Below are 16,218 nucleotides of genomic sequence, written 5' to 3'. Positions count from 1 at the left end.
TGCACGGTCCGCGTACGACTCATGGCCGTCGGTGCGTCCTGATGGGCGCGTCGGCGGCCGTCGTGCGTCCGGGCGCGGTGCCCGGCGGGCTGCGGGGTGACGCCGGTTCCCCTCGACGGTGCTGCCGGTGCCGACCGCTGCGGGACACGGGCGGAGCGGACGCGGGAGGTGCGCGTGGAGGCGTGGCGGGTGCCGCTCGGGACGCACGTAAAGACACGGGACGTCTCCGTGGAGCGGGACCGAGCGGCTGACGGGCGGCCCGGGGGCCGCCCGTGCGCAGCGTTACTTCAGCGCGAGCCAGGCGACGGCCGCGACGACCGCGATCGCGACGACGACGCCGATGATCAGACCGACGCGCGGGCCGGAGGACGCCTGCGGGCCGGCGGCCGGCGGAGCCTCGTCGACGAACGCGCGGAACATCTGGGTGCTGCCTGCGGGGTCGTGGTTGCCCTGCGGGTTCTGGGTGTTGGCCATGGGCCGGGAGCCTAGCGAATGTGAGGTGGCGGCCCAAGTGCGGGGCCCCTGCGGGGCGGGGTCGGGGTGGGAGCAGGGCCGAGGACACGGGTGAGGCCGGGGCCGGTGGTGGGGGACGGGCCGGGAATGCGGGCCCGGCGCGGGCCCGGCCCTCGGCCCGGTACGACGCGCAGCCCATGGGTGGCCGGCTGAGCGCCGGGCAGCGCCGCGCCCCCGCACCCTGTTCCCCCGGCGGCCCATCGGCCGGCTGCCCCGCCTCCGGCGGCCCATCGGCCGGCTGCCGTCGCAAGCTGTCCGCCGGTGGGCCGCAGGCCGGCCACCACGGCCACGCGTCCCCGTCGGCAGCACCGTCGAATCCCCGTCGCGGCCACCCTCCCGGCAGTTCCACCGGTCCGCCGTCGCGGCTGTCCGCCGGTGGGCCGCAGGCCGATCGTCGTCGGTGTCGTCCGGGGCGGCGGGGCGGTCCGCTGATCTGTTCGCCGGGTGCTCGCGGGGGCCTCGGCCCGAGGTTTACGGGCGCAGTACTTGCCTTTGCCAAGTTTTTATGACCTGGAAACCCGATTTAGTTTGCCTGCGGCAACCATCTTTTTCTATGGTTGCCCTAAGCAACGAATCGGGAGGTGTCATGGCCGAGCAGGGACTGTACGAGGAACTCGCCCGCCAGCTCAGTGCCGTCGGCGCCGTGAAGCGGGGCATGGCGCGGATCCTGCCCGCCGACTGCCCGGCCGGCTCCGCGGCCGTGCTGACGCTGCTGGACCGGCACGGGGACATCCGGATGAGCCGGCTCGCCGAACTGCTGTCCGTGGACATGTCGGTGACCAGCCGCCACGTCGCGCACGTCGCCGCGCGGGGCTGGATCGAGCGGTCCCCCGACCCGGCGGACAAACGCTCGCGCCTCCTGCGCCTGACGCCCGCGGGCCGCGCGCAGATGGACGAGCTGTCCCGGCGGACCACGCAGCTGCTCGCCACCCGGCTCGGCGACTGGTCCGACGACGAGGTCGGCCAGCTCATCCGGCTCATGACCCGGCTGCGCGACAGCTTCGGCGACTGCCGGGTCGCGTTCACCGGGCCCGCCGCACCCGACGTCCACCAGACCACCCGTACACCCGCAGAAGCGAAGTAAGAGAAGGAAGCCCATGGCAACGACCACACCAGCCGGTGTGCGGGCCCACGCCAGGCACGGGGGAGGCTCCTCCGACGGCGGGGCGATGTCCCACCGGCAGATCATGGAGGCGCTCTCCGGGCTGCTGCTCGGCATGTTCGCCGCCATCCTGTCCTCGACCATCGTCTCCAACGCCCTGCCCGAGATCATCAAGGATCTCGGCGGCGGCCAGAGCGCCTACACCTGGGTCGTCACCGCGGCGCTGCTGTCGATGACCGCCTCCACCCCGCTGTGGGGCAAGCTCGCCGACCTGGTGAGCAAGAAGGCACTGGTGCAGATGGCCCTGGTCATCTACATCGTCGGCTCGGTCGTCGCCGGTCTCGCCCAGAACTCCGGCATGCTGATCGGCGCCCGGGTGATCCAGGGTCTCGGCGCCGGCGGTCTGACCGCGCTGGCGCAGATCATCATGGCCGCGATGATCTCCCCGCGGGAGCGCGGCCGTTACTCCGGCTACCTCGGCGCGACGTTCGCCGTCGCGACGGTCGGCGGCCCGCTCGTCGGCGGTGTCATCACCGACACCGAGTGGCTCGGCTGGCGCTGGTGCCTGTACGTCGGTGTGCCGTTCGCGCTGATCGCGCTCGTGGTGCTGCAGAAGACGCTGCACCTGCCGGAGACCCGCCGCAAGGTGAAGGTCGACTGGGCCGGCGCCCTCTTCATCACCGCGGCCGTCAGCCTGCTGCTGATCTGGGTCACCTTCGCGGACGACAAGTACGCGTGGCTGTCCTGGCAGACGTACACGATGGTCGGCGGCGCGCTGGCGCTCGCCCTGGTCTTCCTCCTCGTCGAGACGAAGGCCGCCGAGCCGATCATCCCGCTGCACCTGTTCCGCAACCGCACCATCACGCTGGCATCGGTCGCCTCGCTGTTCGTCGGCATCGCGATGTTCGCCGGAACCGTGTTCTTCAGCCAGTACTTCCAGCTGGCCCGGGACAAGTCGCCGACCATGTCCGGCGTCATGACGATCCCGATGATCGCCGGCCTGTTCGTGTCCTCCACGGTCTCCGGCCAGATCATCACCAAGACCGGAAAGTGGAAGGCGTGGCTGGTCAGCGGCGGTGTGCTGCTGACGGCGGGCCTCGGTCTGCTGGGCACCATGCGCTACAACACCGACTACTGGAAGATCGCCCTGTTCATGGCGGTCCTCGGCCTCGGCGTCGGCATGATGATGCAGAACCTGGTCCTCTCCACGCAGAACCAGGTCGCCCCGCACGAGCTCGGTGCCGCCAGCTCGGTCGTCACCTTCTTCCGCTCCCTCGGCGGCGCGGTGGGCGTCTCGGCGCTCGGCTCGGTGATGACCACCCGGATCAGCCACTACGCCACCGACACCATCGGCACGCTCAGCCCCCAGGAGCAGGCCGCCGCCGCGAAGGCCGCGGGCTCCGGGCAGATCCCCGACATGGACCTGCTGCCCGCACCGGTCCGCACCTGGCTGGAGAGCGCCTACGGGCACGGCATCGCCGACGTCTTCCTCTACGTCGCCCCGATCGCCTTCCTCGCCTTCCTGGTCACCCTGTTCATCAAGGAGGTGCCGCTGCGCACCAGCGGCGCGCTGGCCCAGGCGGCCGCCTCGGCGAACGGGGAGACCCCGGCCGCGACGGCCACCGCGCAGGAGACGGCCCGCGCCGCGGCCACCGTGTCGCAGACCGCCCTCGCCGAGGCCGGCGCCCCGCAGCCCGAGGCCGTGGCCGACGTCGCCGCTGACGGGCCCGTCGCCGGCGGAATCCCTGTCCACGGTCTCGTCCGCGGGGCGGAGGACGCTCCCGTCCCGCAGGCCGCCGTCACCCTGATCTCGCTGTCCGGCCGCCGGCTGGGCCGCTCGGTCGCCCAGGCCGACGGCTCCTACGCGGTGGACACGCCGGGCGCCGGATCGTACGTCCTGATCACCGCGGCCGACGGCTTCCAGCCGCAGGTGTCCACGGTGGTCGTGCAGGACGAGCCGGTGGCGTACGACATCCTCCTCAGCGGCACCGGCGTCGACGGCCACGACGCCGGACTCGCCCACCCCGGCGAGTAGGACCCGGCTCCGGCCCGTGGCGGGCGCGCACTCCGAGCGGCGGTGCGCGCCCGCCGCGGGCCGGTCCCTCTTCACCCGGCACCGAGGAGCAACGGCCGGTCGACCTGGACCTCGCCCGCCTCGGCAGCGGCACCGGCCCATGCCACGGGGCGGCACCCGCCGTCCGACGTCACACCCGTCCGGCCGGAAACTGCGTTCTCAACTGTCACAGGCATGTCATACGCTGCCCCCAGCAGCCGCGCCCCGCACGCCGCCGCCTCCAGGCACGCGCGTCCGGGTGCCGCGCGGCGCTCTCGACATCTCCCGGCCCCTGGCCGGGTTTCCTCGTGGGGGTACTCAGCACTGTGCGTACGCGCAGCATCTCGACCGCGACGGCGCTCGCGGTCCTCTTCAGCTCGGCGGCGCTGACCGTCGTCACCACGGCCGGCTCCGCGTCGGCCGCGACCGCCGTTCTCAGCAGTCCCAGCGGCCTCGCCGTGGGAGCCGAGCGTGTCTTCGTGGGCGACGCCGCCAACGGGCGGATCCTGGCCACCGACCACAACGGCACTCTCGTCGACACCGGCACCGGCTTCGGCGACGTCAGCGACCTGGCGCTGTCCGACGACGGCCTCACCCTGTACGCGGCCGTACCGAGCAGCCACGAGGTCGTCGCCCTCGACGCGGCCACGCTCGACGTCAAGGCCCGCTACCCCGTGGCCACCGACACCGGCCCGCGCCACCTGGCCTTCTCCGCCGGCAAGGTCTGGTTCAGCTACGGCGACCAGTGGGACGGCGACCTGGGCTCGGTGGACCCGGCGGCGGACCCGGCCAGCGGCACCGACCCGGTCGCACTGGCCCAGCTCCCGGCCGAGGGAACGGGCTCCGGACTGTGGGGGCAGGCCCTGCTGGACACCGACCCGCTGCGGCCGGGCCTGCTGGCCGTCGGCGAGACCGGGGACTCCACCGGCACCCTGGCCCTCCTCGACGTGTCGAGCGGCACGGCGAAGGTGACCGCCTGGCACGACGCCTCGTACGCCCTGAACAACGGCGTCGGGGACATCGACCTCGTCCCGGGGGCCGACCAGGTGCTCGTCAACGGCACCGACCGGGACGCCTTCGCGAACGGCACCTTCACCAAGGCCGGTGCCTACCCGGCCGGGCACAAGGCCGATGTCGGCGCCGGCGGTCTGGTCGCCCAGGTCGCGGGCACCAAGGTGGCCGTCTACCGGCCGAACGCCACGCGTCCGCTGCGCACGTACAGCACCGGCACGCAGCCCGCCGCGGAGGTGACCTGGGCCCCGGACGCCTCCCGGATCTTCGCCGTCGTCCAGGGCGGCACCGGCTGGACGCTCAAGCCGCTGACGCAGCCGACGCTGAACGTGCCCGCCCTGACGGTGAACGCGCCGACCAGCGCTCCCCGTGCCAAGAAGCTCGCCGTCACCGGCAGGATCTCGGCGACGGTCCCGCTGCCCGCCGGGATCAAGCTGTCGGTCACCCGCACCGACCTGGAGAGCCCGAACGGCAGGACCCTGCCCGCGGTCACGGTGAAGGCGGACGGCACCTACTCCTTCTCCGACACCCCGTACTCCGGCGGCACCGTCACCTACAAGGTGTCCTACGCGGGCGACAGCGCGCACACGGCCGCGAGCGCCTCCGACAAGGTCGCCGTCTCCCGCGCCACGCCCGCCCTGACCCTGAACAACAACGGCAAGGTCTACGGCTACGGCGCCGACGTCCGCTTCACCGCCCACCTGGGCACGACGTACAAGAACCGCAAGGTCGAGATCTGGGCCGACCCCTTCGGCACCGACCGCCCCAAGCGGCTGATCCGCTCCGGCACCGTCAACTCCTCCGGCAACCTCGCCGCCACCGTCGACATGGCCCGCGACACCACCGTCTACGCCGTCTTCAAGGGCGACTCCCGCTACAAGCCGCGCACCCTCAAGGTCACCGCCTACGCCAAGGTCCGCGTCTCCACCGCCGTCTCCCGCCACTACCGCACGGGCAAGATCGGCTCCACCACGTACCACTGGTTCCACAAGAACACCGACCCGCTGCTCACCACCACCATGACCTACTACCCCGGCCGCCGGCAGCGCTTCGACCTCCAGGTCTACTACCAGGGCGACTGGCACCCCCTGGACTCCGAGTACTTCGCCCTCGGCACCGCCGGACGGTCCGCCGTCTCCCTCGGCGCCCCCGGCGAGGCCGGCATCCGCGCCCGGATGCGCTCCGCGTACATCAACGGCTCCTCCGGCGACTCGGTGAACTCCACCACCTACGGCGTCTGGAAGTACCTGTACTGGAGCAACTGACGCAGCACCTGACGCCCGGTCAGCCGCGCTCGACCATGGCTTCGATGCCCGCGACCAGCAGGTCCAGGGCGAAGCCGAAGTCACGGTCGAGCATCTCGGCCACGGTGTCGCCGCCGCGGGCCTCCATGGAGGCCCGGGCCTCCTCCAGCACCTCGGCGGTGCCCGGGGCCTCGCTGACGGCGCTCATGGACTGCGCGTAGTACTGGTCCGGGGTCATCCCGGACGCCTGGACCTGTGACAGGAACTGGCCCTCGATCGTGCCGTAGCCGTACACGAACTGGAAGACGGCCGAGATCGCGCCGGTCACCCCGCGGGCGGGAAGGCCCGCCCCGCCGATGACGCGCTGGACCGTGCGGGAGAACGCGAGCGAGTTCGGCCCGATGTTCAGATACCGTCCGGCGAGCGGGGACAGCCAGGGGTGGCGCACCAGCAGCCCGCGGTACTCCGTGGCCAGCGCGCGCAGTTGCTTCCGCCAGTCCTCCCCGCTCTCCGGGTCGGGCAGCCGCAGCCGGCCGTAGACCTGGTCGAGGGCGAGTTCGAGGAGGTCGTCCTTGGTGTCGACGTACCAGTAGACGGACATCGCGGTCACGTTCAGCTCGGCCGCGAGCCGGCGCATGGAGAACTTCGCCAGACCGCCGGTGTCCAGCAGCCGAACGGTCGCCTCGGTGATGCGGCCCCGGTCCAGGCCCGAGGGCTGGCCCGTGGCCCCCTGCTTCCCGCGCCGTGTCTTCTCCTCCAGCCAGACACTGGTCCGCCCTTCGGCAGCCTTCACCATCGGCGCACCTTCTTCTCGACTCCGGTCACCACTCACGATGCTAGGCGGCGTCGCGCCCCGCTCAGCGGGCGACGGCCATCTCCGAGTCTGCCCTCTCCGCCCGGCGCAGCAACGCGGCCGCGAGGACCCCGCCGAGCAGCACGGCCGCCGCACCCACGAACAGGCTGCTCGACACCCCGTCGGAGAACTCCCGTGCGGAGGAGGGCGCGGCACCTCCCGCCGCGAGGACCGCGCCGAGGACCGCGACCCCGAGTCCGTTCCCGAACTCGGCGAGCGTCCCGTTGATCCCGGCCCCGGCCCCGGCCTTCTCCCGGGGGATCGCGCTCATGATCGCGTGCGCCATCGCCGGGTTGGCCACCGCGCAGCCGGCCCCGATGAGCAGCAGCCCGGCCAGCGTCCCGGCGTAGCCGCCCGGGGCCAGCGCGATCGAGACCAGTCCGCCCGACATCAGCGCCATGCCCAGTGCGATGGACACCGGGGTGCCCAGGGCCGTCGTCCACTTCGCCGACAGTCCGGAGAAGTTCAGCACCACCACGGCCAGGGCCAGCGGAGCCGTCCGCAGGCCCGCCTCCAGGGGGCCGTATCCGAGGACGAACTGAAGATGCTGGGTGAGCAGGAACAGCGCCCCGCCCATGCCGAAGGTGATCAGCACCGCGCCGGCGACGGCGCCCGTGAACCGCCGGTCGCGGAAGAAGTGCAGATCGAGCATGGGGTGCGGGACGCGGTTCTCCCAGTACGCGAACGCCCCGAGCACCACGGCCGCCGTGCCCGCGGCGGCGAGCACCCGGCCGGACGTCCATCCGTGCCCCGGGCCGGAGATGATCGCGAAGACCAGCGAGGCCATGCCGACGGTGGAGAGCAGCGCGCCCGGCAGATCGGGGCGGTCCCCCTGCGGGTTCTTCGACTCGGGGACCAGGGCGACGACCGCGGCCAGGCCCAGCGCCGCCACCGGCAGGTTGACCAGGAAGATCGCGCCCCACCAGAAGTGGTCGAGCATGAGGCCGCCGATCAGCGGGCCGCAGGCGAAGCCGAGCGCGTTGACCGCGCTCCAGACGCCGATCGCCCTGGGCTGCTCCTCGGGGGCGAAGATCTGCATCGCCACCGCGAGGGTCGTGGTCAGCAGCAGCGCGCCGCCGATGCCCATCCCGGCCCGCGCGGCGACCAACTGCCCTGCCGTGTCGGCGAGTCCGGCCGCCAGCGAGCCGATGCCGAACAGGGCGAGGCCCGCGGTCAGCAGCTTCTTGCGGCCGTAGCGGTCGGCGGCGCCGCCCGCGGTGAGCAGCAGGCCGGACTGGACGAGCGAGTACGCGTTGATCATCCACTGGATGTCGGAGGTGGTCGCGTCCAGCTCCACGGTGAGGGAGGGGATCGCCACGTTCAGGACGGTGTTGTCGAGCAGCACCGTGAGCTGGGCGAGGCAGATGACGCCGAGGATCAGCCAGCGCCGGGGATGGCCCTGGTCCTGGCTCCGGGTCGGGTCCTGGCTCTGGGGGACGGTAGACATGGTTGTACACCGTAGAAGAGTCCTTCTACGGTGTACAACAGGTTTTGTCAGCTGCCGCTCGCCTCCTGCGTGAGGTCGTAGAAGGTGGCCGAACCGACCGTGACCTCCTTGAAGGTGGCCTCGACCCATTCGGTGATCTGGGAGGACGCGCTCGACCCGCCGCCGCGGCCGCCGCCCATGCCGCCCATGCCGCCTCCGGCGACGAAGTAGTGGATCCTGCCGTCCGTCACGTACTTCTTGAACTCGGCGAGCGTCGGGGACGGGTCCGTGCCGTTGAAGCCGCCGACCGCCATCACGGGCTCGCCGGTGGCGAGCTGGTAGCCGGCCGCGTTCTGGGCGCCGATCGCCGCGGCGGCCCAGGTGTAGCTGCCGGCGTCGGTCTCCAGGAGCTTCCTGGCCTCGTCGCTGACGTCCGCGCCGTCGAGGAGGCCGCCCGCGCCGCCGGGGCCGCCGCCCTCGCCCCGCGTGCCGCCGGGGAGGCCGGGCACACCCTGGCCGCCCTGCTGGTTCTGGCCGTTCTGCTGATTCTGGCCGTTCTGGCCGTTCTGGCCGGGGAAGCCGCCGCCGAGGCCGCCGGTGGGGGGCAGGCCCATGGCGCCGCCTCCGCCGCCCTGACCGCCCTGCTGGTTCTGGCCGCCCTGCCGGCTCTGGCCGTCGTTCCGGCCCGGGAGGCCGCCGCCCGGGAAGCCGCCCGGCATTCCGCCGCCGCCCGGCCCTCCGCGGCCGCCCGCGACGGCCGGACCGGCCGTGACGATCGAACCGCTGTGCCCCTCGCCCAGCGTGGTCAGCGTGTACGCCGTCGGACCCGCGAGCGCGGCGACGAGCGCCAGGCCCACCACCCCCTGGGTGAGCCGGCGTCCGAGCCCGGCGACGAAGACCAGCCCCAGCGCGGCGGCCAGACCTCCGACGAGAACCAGCCACTTCAGCCAGGGCTGATAGCCGGAGGAGCGGTCGAGCAGGACGTACCCCCAGGCCGCGGTCGCCGTCGTCGCGGCGGCCAGTGCGAGCGAGGCCCGGGCCCGGGCCCGCTCCTCCCACAGCACCGCGGCGCCCATCCCGATCAGCGGCGCGACATAGGGGGCGAGGGCGACGGTGTAGTACTCGTGGAAGATCCCCTGCATATAGCTGAAGACCACCATGGTGATCAGCAGCGAGCCGCCCCACAGCAGGAAGGCGGCCCGGGCGGTGTCCGTGCGCGGGGCCTTGCGGGTCAGCCACAGCGCGGCGGCCAGCAGGATCAGCGCGGCCGGGATCAGCCAGGAGATCTGGCCCCCGATGTTCGCGCTGAACATACGGTCCCAGCCGGTCTCGCCCCAGCCGCCGCCCTGGCCACCGCCACCGCCGCCGACGCTTCCGGTCTCCTCGCCGTTGATCCGGCCGAGCCCGTTGTAGCCGAAGGTCAGCTCCAGGAAGCTGTTGTTCTGCGATCCGCCGATGTACGGCCGCGAGGAGGCCGGCCACAGTTCGACGACCGCCACCCACCAGCCGCCGGCCACGACCGTCGCGAGCCCGGCCAGCAGCACCTGTCCGACCCGCTTCCGCAGCGGCGCCGGCGCGAGCGCCACGTACACGGCGGCCAGCACCGGCAGGATCAGGAACGCCTGGAGCGTCTTCACCAGGAACGCCAGACCGATCGCGGCCCCCGCCCACAGCAGCCACTTCGTCCGTGCCTGCTCCAGCGCACGCAGCGTGCAGTGCACGGCGACGGCCATCAGCAGCGCGAGGGCCGCGTCCGGGTTGTTGAAGCGGAACATCAGCGCCGCGACGGGCGTCAGCGCGAACACCGCCACGGTCAGCAGACCCGCCGTCGCGTCGAAGCGGCGGCGGACGGCGGCGTAGAGCACGGCGGCCGTGGCGACCGCCATCAGCACCTGCGGGAAGAGGATCGCGAAGGAGTTCAGGCCGAAGATCCGCACCGACAGCGCCATCGGCCACAGCGAGGCCGGGGGCTTGTCGACGGTGATGGCGCCCGCCGCGTCCAGCGAGCCGAAGAACATCGCCTTCCACGACTCGCTGCCCGCCTGTACGGCCGCGGAGTAGAAGGAGTTGGCGTATCCGGACGCCGTCAGGTTCCACGTGTACAGCGCGCCCATCACCAGCAGCAGGCCGAGCAGGGCCGGCCGGACCCGGGGGTGGTCCTCGGGGCGGCCGCGCCACAGGCGTCGCGGGAAGGACGGGCCGGCCGACCCGGCGGGCGGCGCCCACACGGGCGTCTGGTCCAGCTGGGCTGTCATCGGGATTCCCCCTGGGGATAGGAGCCGTGCGGGCGGTCGGGGAACACCCACGCCCGGAAGAGCAGGAAGCGCAGCACGGTCGCCGCGAGGTTGGCGGCGATCAGGACCGCCAGCTCGGTGGAGTGCGCGGGGTCGGCGTTCGCCGCGCTCAGGGCGGCGAGCGAGCCGCTGGTCAGCGCGAGTCCGATGCCGAGGACCACCAGGCCCTGCGCCTGATGCCGCACGGCACCGGCCCGGCCGCGCACCCCGAAGGTGAGACGCCGGTTGGCGGCCGTGTTGGCGACCGCGGACAGCAGCAGCGCGAGCGCGTTGGCGGCCTGGGAGCCGGTGAAGGCGCGGAAGCCGGTGTAGAGAAGGAGGTAGAGCAGGGTGGACAGACCGCCGACCACGCAGAACCCGACGAGCTGGCGGGCCAGTCCCCCGGGGACGTCGGCCAGTTCACGGTCGCGGGGGTCGTCGCCGAACGGCCGGGTGAGCCGGTCCAGCGGCAGCGAGCCGCTCGCCAGGGCCTTGCCGACCCGCAAGACACCCCGCAGATCCTCGGTGGCCGTCCGCACGATGTGGACGGTGGAGTCGGGGTCGTCGACCCAGTCCACCGGGACCTCGTGGATCCGCAGCCCCGCGCGCTCGGCGAGCACCAGCATCTCGGTGTCGAAGAACCAGCCGGTGTCCTCCACCAGCGGCAGCAGCACCCGCGCCACATCGCGGCGGATCGCCTTGAACCCGCACTGGGCGTCGGAGAAACGGGCCTGGAGCGAGCCGCGCAGGATGAGGTTGTAGGAGCGGCTGATGAACTCCCGCCTGGCCCCGCGCACCACCCTCGAACTGCGGCTGAGCCGGGAGCCGATGGCCAGGTCGGAGTGACCGGAGATCAGCGGCGCCACCAGCGGCAGCAGCGCGTTGAGGTCGGTGGACAGGTCCACGTCCATGTAGGCGAGGACCGGCGCCTCGGACGCCGACCACACGGCCCCCAGCGCCCGGCCCCGCCCCTTCTGCTCCAGCCGCACCGAGCGGACCTCGGGGATCCGGGCCGCCAGCCGTTCCGCGACATGCGGGGTGCCGTCCGTGGAGGCGTTGTCCGCGACGGTGATCCGGAACGGGTAGGGGAAGGTACGGGCCAGATGGCCGTGCAGTCGCAGCACGCACGGCCCGAGGTCCTTCTCCTCGTTGTAGACGGGAATCACCACGTCCAGGACAGGCGTACCGGCTGCCGCGGCCGGGAGGTGCTCCCGCGCCGGCAAGGTGCCGGGAGAAGAGTCGGTTCGCATGACGACGACTGTCGTCAGACGCCCTGTTCCGCCCATGTGGTGACGCTGTGCCCCACCTGTGGGATTGACCGAAGTTCCGTTTCGGCCTGCGGTTTCCGCACGGCGAGCGCAGGCAGACGGACCGTGAACACGGTCCGCCCGGGCCCGCTCTCCACGGTCACGGCACCGCCGTGCGCGGCCGCGACGGCCTGCACGATGGCGAGCCCCAGACCCGTCGAGCCGGACGCCCTCGACCGTGAGGAGTCGCCGCGCGCGAACCGCTCGAAGACATGCGGGAGCAGCCCGGACGGAATGCCCGGCCCGTCGTCGTGGACGTCCACGCACAGCCACGGCCCGGCGTGCCGCACCCGCGCGGTGACGGTCGTACCGGGCGGGGTGTGGGTGCGGGCGTTGGCCAGCAGGTTGACCAGCACCTGCTGGAGCCGGGCCGCGTCGGCGGCGACCGGGGCGGGCTCGTCGGGCAGCTCCAGCCGCCAGCCGTGGTCGCGCCCGGCGGCCCGGGCGTCGCTGACGGTGTCGACGACGAGCGGGACGAGGTCGGTCTCCTCGAACTGGAGCGGCCGCCCCGCGTCCAGCCGGGCGAGCAGCAGCAGATCTTCCACCAGCAGGGTCATCCGCCCCGCCTCGGACTCGATCCGGCCGAGCGCGTGCCGGGTGTCGGGGCCGACCTCCTCGCGGCCGCGCCGGGTCAGTTCGGCGTAGCCGCGGATGGAGGCGAGCGGGGTGCGCAGCTCATGGCTGGCGTCGGCGACGAACTGCCGTACCCGCGTCTCGCTCTCCTGGCGGGAGTGCAGGGCGCCGTGGACGTGGTCGAGCATCCGGTTGAGCGCGGCGCCGACCCGGCCGACCTCGGTGTGCGGGTCGCACTCCGCCTCGGGCACGCGCTCGTCGAGGTTCACCTCGCCGCTGTGCAGGGGGAGTTCGGAGACCCGGGTGGCGGTCGCGGCGACCCTGCGCAGGGGGCGGGTGGCCACACCGACGATGACGGTCCCGGCGATGCCCGCGGCCACCAGGGCCGCCGCGGTGACACTGGCCTCGATGAGGACGAGGGTGCTGAGGGTCCGGCCGACCTCCGCGGTCGGGAGGGCGACGTAGTAGCTGCGGGTGCCGTCGGCGCTGTCGCGGTACTCGACGCGGTAGGTGCCGAGGCCCGGCAGGTCGGCCGTGTGCTTCCGGCCGTCCTGCGCGACGGAGTTCAGCGCGGTCTGCTGGGCCTGCGTCAGCTCCTCGGCGACCATGCCGCTGATGTCGGTGCCGTCGTCGGACTTCGCGCCGATCCTGGCGTCCGTGATCAGGCCGCCGCGGACCTGCGCCATGACCGTGCCGGCGGGCTGGGGGCCGCGCATGACGAAATCGCCCGGGCTCAGAGGGAGCCGGCCGGGGTCCGGGGCGTCGCCGGGCGGCTTGGCGAACCCGCTGGCCCGCTGGGCCGCCTCGGTGAGCTGCCCGTCGAGCTGGTCGTAGAGATGGGACCGCAGCGCGAGGGTGGTGACCGTGCCGATCACCGCGCACACGACGGCGATCAGCACCAGTGACGCGACGACGAGCCGCGTCCGCAGGGTGCGCGGCTGCCCTGCCCGGCGCCGCCGCGGACGCGTCCGCCGCCGCCCGGTCATGACGCGGCGGGCTTGATCAGATAACCGGCGCCGCGCCGGGTGTGGATCATCGGCTCACGCCCGGCGTCGATCTTCCGGCGCAGATACGAGATGTACAGCTCGACGACGTTGGCCTGCCCGCCGAAATCGTACGACCAGACGCGGTCGAGGATCTGCGCCTTGCTGAGGACGCGCCGCGGGTTGCGCATCAGGAAGCGCAGCAGCTCGAACTCGGTGGCGGTGAGGTGGATGCCGTCGCCGCCGCGGGTGACCTCGTGGCTGTCCTCGTCGAGGGTGAGGTCGCCGACGACGAGGACGGAGTCGGAGCGGCGGTCGGCGGCGCCGGAGCGACGGATGAGCCCGCGCAGCCGGGCGACGACCTCTTCGAGGGAGAAGGGCTTGGTGACGTAGTCGTCGCCGCCCGCGGTGAGCCCGGCGATCCGGTCCTCCACGGCGTCCTTCGCGGTGAGGAAGAGCACCGGCACGTCGGGCAGTTCCCGGCGCAGCCGGCCGAGGACGGCCAGACCGTCCATGTCGGGCAGCATCATGTCCAGGACGACGGCGTCGGGCCGGAACTCCCGCGCGGTCCGCACGGCTCCCTGGCCGTCGCCCGCGCTCCGGATCTGCCAGCCCTCGTAGCGCAGGGCCATGGACAGCAGCTCGGTGATCGACTGCTCGTCGTCCACCACCAGCACGCGGACGGGGCTCCCGTCCGGCCTCAGCAGTTCGGTGCGCCCCTGGGGCGAGGTCGTGGTCATGCGACCACCTTGTCGGGATCCTCTGAGAGCAGTCTTTCCCATGTCTGTGATTTCCCTTAGAAACCCACAGGTGTCTCTCAGGAACTCCCTGGGTTCCGGGGCCGGTTGGGCGGGTCCGGACGGGTCTGCCGGCCGGGACGGCACACCACTCAGGAGGCCGGGGGCGAAAGCGGGGCCGGGAGCTGGAACAGTCCGTCCTGCGGAGGCGCCTTGAACTCCCTCACCGGCAGGGTGACTTCGTCGCCCGCCCCGGCCGGGACCAGGTCCCAGCCGCTCATCAGACGGGTGTCGAGCACGAGCACGCCGGAGGTGGTGGCCAGGTGCAGATCCGGGCCGGCGGCTGCCACCAGCTCACCGCCGACCACGCCCCCGGCGACCAGTTCGCCCACCGCGCCGACGGCCGGCGGCGCGTCCCGGAGGCCGAACACACCGACATGGTCGACGGCCCGGAAGGGCTCGCGGGCCAGGGACTCCGGCCAGGTGTTCAGCGCGAGGGCGCGGGCGTGCAGATCCGCGATCTCGGCGGACCTCTCCGCCTCGGTCCGCGGCAGGACGGCCCGTACCGCACGCTTCTCGGCGTACGGGATCCGGTCCGGCACGCGCAGCGCGGCCCGCAGCAGTTCCTCCGTGCGCCGGGCGGCCATCAGCGGGCCCGCACCGAGCCAGCTGAAGCAGACGGCGCCCTGCTCCAGCAGCCGCGCCGGGCCCCGCTCCAGCGCGGTGATGCCGACCTTGACCCGGCCGGGCCCGAACCACGCCAGATAGACGTGGTACGGCCGCGGATCGTCCGCGAGGGTGTCCGCGGCCACGGAGTGGGCCCGGTCGAGCCGGGCGCACTCCTCGCACCGCGCGCCGGTACCGCGCCCCGGCACGACCGCCCGCACCGGGCAGGCATGCCCTCTGGCCCCCACACAGATGCGCACACCCCCGTCCACGACCCCGAAGGCCACGCGCTTCCCCCAGGTCAGCGGACTCCTGCGCCCTCCGTCCCACACGAGCACAGGCCCGTCCGCCGACCACCGCAGCCCCGAGCACTTCCACGCCTGTCCCATCACCCGTGAGAGTACGACCTCGCACTGACAGCGCCTCGGACCGCGCGAGCGCCGGCGCGAGGCAGGCGGCCACGGCGTGCACGTCCTCCGTCACGACCAGGTTCCTCGCCCGCCGGCCGGCAGGCCCTGCGGGGTGACGGCGAGACCCGCACGGCCGCGCGGCTCCGGCGCCTCGAACCGCTCGGCGACCCGGTCGAGGGTGCCCGCGATCCGCTGCAGGGCGCCGTCCACGGAACTCTGCACCCGCGCCTGCTCCGCCTGCGCGTACACCGAGCATCACCTCCTCCCGGGAAGCCGGAGACGCCACGGCCTCGACCGCCCCGCATCGCAAGCACGTTCACCCGTCAGGTGACAGCCGGACCGATTCGGCGGCATCACCCCCGCGAGGACCGGGCACCCGGGGTGAAGTACTCGGGCGGAACTGAGTAGGTGCGCGCTGGCCGCCCTCCGTTCGAGCCGGGACGCTGGAGACATGGAAAGACGACGACCGAAGCCGCTCCACCAACTCCTGTCGGTTCTCGCGCTGGCCGCACCGGCCGCCGGGGCGTGGGCCGCGTGGCTGGGCTGGGACCAGGAGCGGGACGTGCACCCGGACGGCTCGACGACGGGCCCCTACGAGGCGTGGCAGGTGATCGGGCTGGTGGTGACCGTGCTGGTCCCGTTCGTCTGGGCGGTCGCCCGCCGTCACCTGGAGGCCGCCGTGCTCGGTGTCTCCCTGGGACTGGCCGTCTCCGCGTTCGTCGACTGGTCGGACGACTCCAGCGGTCTCTACGTGGTCGGCGTGGGCATGGTCCTGCTGGGCAGCCTCGCCGCGACCACCGCCCTCGCCGCCCTGCTCGCGGCGGTCCTTCCCGCGCCGCCGGGAACCGGCCTTCGGGCGGCCGACTCCCGCTGAGAGAACGGGCGAACGCCAGAGGCCCCGGATCTCTCCGGGGCCTCTGGCCGATGTGCACTCGGCAGGATTCGAACCTGCAACCTTCTGATCCGTAGTCAGATGCTCTATCCGTTAAGCTACGAGTGCTTGTCTTCTGTTTTCCGCCTCCGCTCCCGGCCCTTTCGGCCCGCTCGCGGCGACAGGAAGAACATTA

The 16,218-nt window shown here is 72.9% G+C and carries 12 protein-coding genes, 1 tRNA gene and 1 pseudogene; 4 read left to right on the top strand and 10 right to left on the bottom strand.

The genetic code is table 11. From position 1 onward, the window contains the following. Positions 1–282 precede the first annotated feature (282 nt). The gene (locus ACIQGV_RS31050; protein ID WP_402500300.1) at positions 283–474 is read right to left on the bottom strand and encodes a hypothetical protein; all 192 of its coding nucleotides are present in this window, start codon (positions 472–474) and stop codon (positions 283–285) included. A gap of 625 nt (positions 475–1,099) precedes the next feature. Here ACIQGV_RS31050 and ACIQGV_RS31045 point away from each other — a divergent pair. The 3 genes and pseudogenes from ACIQGV_RS31045 (at position 1,100) to ACIQGV_RS31035 (ending at position 5,944) form a co-directional block, all read left to right on the top strand. Beyond that, positions 1,100–1,597 carry a MarR family winged helix-turn-helix transcriptional regulator gene (locus ACIQGV_RS31045; RefSeq protein ID WP_402500298.1) on the top strand — a complete coding sequence of 166 codons (498 nt, stop codon included), beginning with the start codon at positions 1,100–1,102 and terminating at the stop codon, positions 1,595–1,597. Positions 1,598–1,610: 13 nt separating this feature from the next. Continuing rightward, a pseudogene (locus tag ACIQGV_RS31040) lies at positions 1,611–3,605 on the top strand (MFS transporter); the annotation flags it as partial. 389 nt (positions 3,606–3,994) lie between these two features. Next, on the top strand, positions 3,995–5,944 hold the full coding sequence (locus ACIQGV_RS31035; RefSeq protein WP_402500296.1) for an Ig-like domain repeat protein: 1,950 nt from the start codon (positions 3,995–3,997) through the stop codon (positions 5,942–5,944). Positions 5,945–5,963: 19 nt separating this feature from the next. Here the strand turns inward: ACIQGV_RS31035 and ACIQGV_RS31030 are convergent, their stop codons facing one another. The 8 genes from ACIQGV_RS31030 to ACIQGV_RS30995 all read right to left on the bottom strand — a co-directional run bounded on the left by ACIQGV_RS31030 (position 5,964) and on the right by ACIQGV_RS30995 (position 15,400). Further along, positions 5,964–6,719: a TetR/AcrR family transcriptional regulator gene (locus tag ACIQGV_RS31030; RefSeq protein ID WP_402500294.1), complete on the bottom strand. Its 756-nt coding sequence runs from the start codon at positions 6,717–6,719 to the stop codon at positions 5,964–5,966. Between the two features lie 61 nt (positions 6,720–6,780). Beyond that, positions 6,781–8,223 carry an MFS transporter gene (locus ACIQGV_RS31025; RefSeq protein ID WP_402500292.1) on the bottom strand — a complete coding sequence of 481 codons (1,443 nt, stop codon included), beginning with the start codon at positions 8,221–8,223 and terminating at the stop codon, positions 6,781–6,783. 47 nt (positions 8,224–8,270) lie between these two features. Continuing rightward, positions 8,271–10,457, bottom strand: coding sequence for an ArnT family glycosyltransferase (locus ACIQGV_RS31020; protein WP_402500290.1), 2,187 nt, complete (start codon positions 10,455–10,457; stop codon positions 8,271–8,273). After that, positions 10,454–11,725, bottom strand: coding sequence for a glycosyltransferase (locus ACIQGV_RS31015; RefSeq protein WP_402500288.1), 1,272 nt, complete (start codon positions 11,723–11,725; stop codon positions 10,454–10,456). The genes ACIQGV_RS31020 and ACIQGV_RS31015 overlap by 4 nt, the downstream gene beginning before the upstream one ends. Before the next feature lie 14 nt (positions 11,726–11,739). Further along, positions 11,740–13,341, bottom strand: coding sequence for an ATP-binding protein (locus tag ACIQGV_RS31010; protein WP_402500285.1), 1,602 nt, complete (start codon positions 13,339–13,341; stop codon positions 11,740–11,742). Next, positions 13,338–14,078, bottom strand: coding sequence for a response regulator transcription factor (locus ACIQGV_RS31005; RefSeq protein ID WP_402500283.1), 741 nt, complete (start codon positions 14,076–14,078; stop codon positions 13,338–13,340). Before ACIQGV_RS31005 ends, ACIQGV_RS31010 begins: the two co-directional genes overlap by 4 nt. Before the next feature lie 149 nt (positions 14,079–14,227). After that, positions 14,228–15,130, bottom strand: a complete 903-nt coding sequence (locus ACIQGV_RS31000) for a DUF2797 domain-containing protein (protein WP_402500280.1) — start codon at positions 15,128–15,130, stop codon at positions 14,228–14,230. A 90-nt stretch (positions 15,131–15,220) separates the two neighbouring features. Continuing rightward, a complete protein-coding gene (locus ACIQGV_RS30995) occupies positions 15,221–15,400 on the bottom strand; it encodes a hypothetical protein (protein ID WP_402500278.1) in 180 nt (59 codons plus the stop codon). A gap of 202 nt (positions 15,401–15,602) precedes the next feature. Here ACIQGV_RS30995 and ACIQGV_RS30990 point away from each other — a divergent pair, with 202 nt between their 5' ends. After that, positions 15,603–16,025 carry a hypothetical protein gene (locus ACIQGV_RS30990; RefSeq protein WP_402500276.1) on the top strand — a complete coding sequence of 141 codons (423 nt, stop codon included), beginning with the start codon at positions 15,603–15,605 and terminating at the stop codon, positions 16,023–16,025. Positions 16,026–16,078: 53 nt separating this feature from the next. Here ACIQGV_RS30990 and ACIQGV_RS30985 read toward each other — a convergent pair. Further along, positions 16,079–16,151 (bottom strand) — tRNA-Arg (locus tag ACIQGV_RS30985). Positions 16,152–16,218: the final 67 nt, after the last annotated feature.

This window comes from Streptomyces sp. NPDC093094 (assembly GCF_044754345.1).
In the GTDB taxonomy this organism is placed as follows: domain Bacteria; phylum Actinomycetota; class Actinomycetes; order Streptomycetales; family Streptomycetaceae; genus Streptomyces.
Note: the sequence above shows the minus strand (reverse complement) of the source record. Positions and strands in the feature narration are given on the sequence as shown.